At 66.3% G+C, this 5,299-nt stretch carries 3 protein-coding genes and 2 pseudogenes; 1 reads left to right on the top strand and 4 read right to left on the bottom strand.

Translation table 11 applies throughout. The annotated features are described in order from the left end of the window. The 3 genes and pseudogenes from VF794_RS28070 to VF794_RS28080 form a co-directional block, all read right to left on the bottom strand. A pseudogene (locus tag VF794_RS28070) lies at positions 1–390 on the bottom strand (hybrid sensor histidine kinase/response regulator); the annotation flags it as partial. After that, positions 377–1,879, bottom strand: coding sequence for an ATPase domain-containing protein (locus tag VF794_RS28075; protein ID WP_331115637.1), 1,503 nt, complete (start codon positions 1,877–1,879; stop codon positions 377–379). The pseudogene VF794_RS28070 and the gene VF794_RS28075, both read right to left, overlap by 14 nt. Before the next feature lie 296 nt (positions 1,880–2,175). Beyond that, positions 2,176–2,916 (bottom strand): annotated as a pseudogene (locus VF794_RS28080) (tyrosine-type recombinase/integrase); the annotation flags it as partial. 164 nt (positions 2,917–3,080) lie between these two features. On the opposite strand from VF794_RS28080, the gene glgA reads away from it, so the two are divergent. Continuing rightward, on the top strand, positions 3,081–4,433 hold the full coding sequence (glgA, locus tag VF794_RS28085; protein WP_331115641.1) for a glycogen synthase: 1,353 nt from the start codon (positions 3,081–3,083) through the stop codon (positions 4,431–4,433). A 94-nt stretch (positions 4,434–4,527) separates the two neighbouring features. Here the strand turns inward: glgA and VF794_RS28090 are convergent. Further along, positions 4,528–5,299: transposase (locus VF794_RS28090; protein ID WP_331115643.1), on the bottom strand; the 772-nt coding region annotated here is incomplete at its 5' end.

The following is a 5,299-nucleotide window of genomic DNA, read 5'->3' on the forward strand; positions in this document are numbered from 1 at the left end:
CACGCCCACCAGGGTCCGGATCCGAACCGGCCGCTCGAGGGTCACCACGTTGCCCAGCGCTTCCAGCTTCGAGAGCACGTCGGAGTCTGCCCGAAGGGTCCGATACTCGGCGTGAAGCTTCGTCCGAGCAAACACCACGAAGGGGACGTCGGACCACGCCTCCTGCGACGCCAGCCCGGAGACGAGCGACTCCAGCAGCCCGGTGGTGAGCGCCTCCTCGGCGATCAGGACGACGCCCACCCCGGCGGCCAGCTCGCGAAGAAACTCCTCGGCGGTGCGGCACAGCTCGACCGGCGCCAGCCCACCCAGCACGCGTCCCGCCAGCTCCGCGTCTCGGCCTCTGGGGGCGAAAATGAGGACGCGCTCCTGACGCGCCTCAGCTGAGCTCATTGCTCCCTTCCTCACCACCACCGCGCTGCGACCCGCGCTCGGCGCCGCTGGAGAGGAGAGTACCGGTGAGGATGCCCCGGAACTCCTTGAGCGGTTTGCCGACCCGGATGCCCCTGGGTCCCAGGAAGAACTCCCGGATGGTGCGCTCGTGGGGACCGGAGCGCTTCTTCACGACCGAGATCGCCTGGCGGACCAGGCCGCTGGTCTCGAAGAAGCGCAGCAGCACCACGCTGTCGGCCAGATACGAGATGTCGATGGGGGCAATCATCGTCGGCCCGAGCACGCCGTGCTGGCTGACGACCAGCAGCGTCATCACGCCCTGCTGGTTGAGGTACGTCAGCAGCTCGTGGAGGTGGGCCGACAGGGAGTGCTCCTGCGGCATCGCGCTGAAGTAGCCGTTGATGCTGTCGATGACCACCGTCCTCGCGCCCTGCTGCTCGACCGCGTCGCGCACCAGTGCCGCGAACTCGCCAGGCGCGACCGACGCCGAGTTCAGCTGACGCAGGCTCACCTGCCCACTCTTCACATAGCGGCGAAGGCCAATGTCCAGACCTTCGGTCCGGTCGAGGAAGGTGTTGGCCACCTCCTCGAACAGGAACATCGCGACCTTGTCGCCGGCCTCCGCGTTCGCGTAGGCGTAGTGTCCAGCCAGGCTGGACTTGCCTACGCCGGCCGGGCCGATGATCAGCGTGCTCGTCCCTCGATCCAGCCCGCCGCCGAGCAGGGTGTCCATCTCCTTGACTCCCAGCGTCACGCGCTTGGGCGTGTACTGCGCGTGGTGCTCCATCGCCTTGAGGCGCGGGTAGACCTCCAGGCCGCCGCGGCGGATGTTGAAGTCGTGAAAGCCGCTGCGGTACTCGACACCGCGCAGCTTGCGGACGATCAGTCGGCGCCGCTCGCTGCCGTACTCCGGCGCAAACTGCTCGAACCGGAGAACGCCGTGGCAGATGGTCTCCAGCTGGTGATCCGGCTTGCCGCTCTCCGGGTAGTCCAGCAGCAGGGTCGTCGCGCCGTGCGCCGCGAGCCGATCCTTCAACGTCAAGAGGAGGCGCCGGTAGCGCAAGGTGTCCTGGCTCATATACCGCAGCTCGGAGAGCGAATCGAAGACCACCCGCCTGGCCTTTGTCCTATCCACCGCCTGGAGGAGCCCCTCGAACACCTCGTCGAGCTCGGCCTCCGCCGGATGGAAGATGGTGTAGGACTGGCTCGCCTCCGCCTGCGAGTGGGGGAGGGCATGGATGTGGGCGCCCTCGAGCGACCAGCCGTGCTGCGCGGCGACGTGCTTGAGTTCCGCGATGTTCTCGGTCAGCAGCACGTAGAGCGTGCTCTCGTTCTGGCGCAAGCCGTCGATGATGAAATGCAGGCCCAGGGTCGTCTTCCCTGAACCCGGCGTGCCCTCGATGAGGAACATGTACCCCGCGGGAAACCCGCCGTGGAGGACGTCGTCCAGACCGGTGACTCCCGAGGACAGCCGTTGGTCGCTCGTCATGAATTCAAGCCTTGGATGCGGAGGACGGACGACAACATCCGTGTGGGGTCGTCGAAATCGTGAACGTGGTGCTTTGCTGGGCCGCATCTTGGACCATATTGCGGAGAAAAACCACGAGTCGACCGCTCAAATTCGGTTGGGATGGGAGTTCGAGAAGTCGTGGAGCCCACCGCGTGGAAGGTGTCAAAGAACTCGTTCCGGAATGTGGAGGCGGCGCGTTCGATTCCCGCCGCCTCCATCCCGAGCATCCCAGCAATCTTAACGGGTTGCTGGGTTTTTCTTTGTCCTCGTTTTCTTCATGTGCCTTCAGTGTGCCCCTCTGGCGTATCTAGCCCAGCGCGGCGCGCGGCTGGGGGGATGGGCCGATCCAGCTCCTGCACCGCGCTCTCCCGTGCCTCGGGCGACAGGTGCGCGTACCTCATGGTCATTTCGATGGTGGCGTGACCCATCAACTCCTGAATGACCTTGAGGGCCACGCCCCGCATCGCGAGGTGGCTGCCGTAGGTGTGGCGTAGGTCATGCCAGCCGATGCAGCCCTCTGGGCGGCTGACTCCTGCCCTACGCAGCGCCCGCAAGAGCGGGTGCTTGGTCATTCCAGCGATGAGCGGGCGACCGTCCGGCTGGCAGAACACGTATGGGCCGCACAGGTGGCGGTGTCCCTTGAGTGCCTCCACTGCCGACGCGGGTAGATCCACCGTTCGTTCCCGTCCACCCTTCGGCAGCCCCACCACGCCGCGCCAGTTGGTTCGGCGCACGTTGAGCTTGCCGCGCTGCAAGTCCAGGTCGGCCCACTGGAGCCCGATCAGCTCCCCAAGCCGCACCCCCGTCTTGAGCGCCACGAGGATCAACGTTCGCCACTCCGGTTCGGCAGCGTTGATCATGCGTTCGGCTTCCTCGAAGGAGAGGAAGTCAAAGGCGGGCTTGTCCGTCTTGAACAGCTTGACGCGCGGGACGTGTTGGAGCACGCCCTGTTCCTGGGCCAGTGCCAGCAACTTGTGCAGCACGGTCAGGATGTTGTTGATCGACTTGAGGGAGAGCAACTCTCGCCATCGGAGACGCTGCGTGCGCCCGACGGAGAGCGAGCGGCCCGGCCGGCGCTCGTTGCCACTGCCTCCGGCCGCACGAGCACGCGGGCCGCAACCGATGTCGGGACAGCCCTAACTTCATCCTGCTTGCTGGAGCGCGGGCAACGGGAGGACACATGGACGAGACGAGCGCAACTGCGAATCATGAAGAACGTCTGAGCCGCGGAGGGACGACCGTCCAAGCGGCGGAGACGTCCGCGCGCGCGGAGGAATCGAGGGCGCGGCTCGTCGAGGCCTTCAAAGGCCGGCCCGTCACGCTGCTTTCGAAGGAATACCCGCCCTACGTTTACGGCGGGGCTGGAGTTCACGTCGACGAGCTGAGCCGCGCGCTCCGGCGCTATGTCGCCGTTGAGGTCCGCGCATTCGGTGAGCTGCAGCTCTCCGAGGATGGGCTCCACGCCAGAGGTTACACCCCGTGGGCCAAGGTCGCGGACGGCACACCCAAGGAGCTGCGTCCGGTGCTCGAGTGCCTGTCGCAGAACCTGCTCATGGCCAAGGATTGTCCGGGTCCTATCGTGCATGCGCACACGTGGTATGCCGACTTCGCGGGGTTCCTGGCGAAAAAGCTGTGGGGCTCCAAGCTCGTGGTGACCATCCACTCGCTCGAGCCGCTGCGCCCGTGGAAGCGTGAGCAGCTCGGGCGCGCCTACGACGCGAGCTCATGGATGGAGAAGACCGCTATTGAGAATGCGGACGCGGTGATCGCCGTGTCCGAGGGGACGAAGAAAGACGTGCTGCACCACTTCGATGTGGCTGCCGAGAAAGTGCACGTCATCCACAACGGCATTGACCTGACCGTGTACCGGAAAACGGCAGCGAACGATGCGCTCATCAAACATGGCGTCGACCCGTCGCGCCCGTACGTGCTCTTCGTCGGCCGCATTACGCGCCAGAAGGGCATCATCCATCTCGTTGAGGCGGCACGTCACCTCGACCGCGCCATTCAGGTCGTCCTCTGCGCGGGCCAACCCGACACGCGCGAAATTGGCGACGAGATGCGCAAGCGCATCTCCGTCCTGAGGGGGGAGCGCGACGGCGTCATATGGGTCGAGCAGATGCTGCCGAAGGCCGAGGTCATCCAACTCTACTCACACGCCGCCGTGTTCTGCTGCCCGTCGGTGTACGAGCCATTCGGCATCATCAACCTCGAGGCCATGGCGACCGGCACGCCAGTGGTTGCGTCCGCGGTGGGCGGAATCCCCGAAGTGGTCGTACCGAACGAGACGGGTCTGCTCATCAACCCCCAGCTGAAGCCGAACACGTTTGAGCCGGAAGAGCCGAAGGCGTTCGCGCGCGCCCTGGCGAACGCAATCGAAGAAGTCGCACTTGACCCCGTTAAACGCGAGCGCATGGGTGCGAACGGCCGTCGACGCGCAGAGGAGCACTTCAGCTGGGACGCGATCGCCCGCAGAACCGTCACGCTCTACGCATCCCTCCTGGAGGACGAGGCGACTGCGACGACGCACTGAGCTGAGCATAGGAAGGACAGGAGCCCTATTGGGCGTAGCGGGCGGGAGCAGAGAGCACAGGAAGCTCTCTTGGCTGGCTGTGGCGGCTTGAGCTTCAACACCACGCGCTCTGGGGCGGCCCTCGCGCAGGGGCCAGGTGCGCACTGGCCGTGGGCAACCCCTGGTGCTCCAGAAGCGCTCTCACCCCTCCTGCTCCCTTCACGTACGCCACTACACTCCGCCTGCCTCCACACCTCAAGCACGCGAACACATCCAGGGAGAACGTCCTGCGCAGCAGCCCGGCCCAATCCAGCCTCCGGGCGCGCTGACGCTTCCGGCACATGGCCCGAGCTGCCGCATCTGAAGCGGGTGCCTCCTCCTCGCCCGGGTCCGCCGCTGCGGAGAACAGAAATGGCCGGACTCTCGCCCCCGGGGCAAACACGCCATGGAAGCGGGTGAGGTTCGTCCTCGGTGGAAGCACCAGGCTGGCCGGCCGGCGGAGCAGCTCCAGCCCGGTGAAGAGCAGGTGCGTCGTGCCGTCCGGCAGCGGGCGCTTCATGCGGTAGGCAATGCGGCCATCCTCCGCTCGTGACAAACGCTCCAGCGCCAGCGCGCCACGCGCCCCGTAGCGGCCTGGCCGCTCCAGCCCCTGCCTGTCGTTGGCGTGAAGGTGCGTGTTGGCATGCGGGGAGAAGCCCTCCAGGACGGCGCACCGGGGTTGCTTTCGGGGAGGGGGCCGCACGTCCACCTCCGTCCAGCGTAGCCGCTGCTGCAGCGAGTGCTCCTGGTACGCCTGCCGCGCGTCCTCAGGCCCTTGCGCGGGCAGGGCCCCTCTTTTCTCCAGCAGGCGCAGCACCCGGTGACGCACCCCCCTCAGCAACCGCTCC

The organism is Archangium sp. (genome assembly GCF_036389735.1).
Lineage (GTDB): Bacteria > Myxococcota > Myxococcia > Myxococcales > Myxococcaceae > Archangium.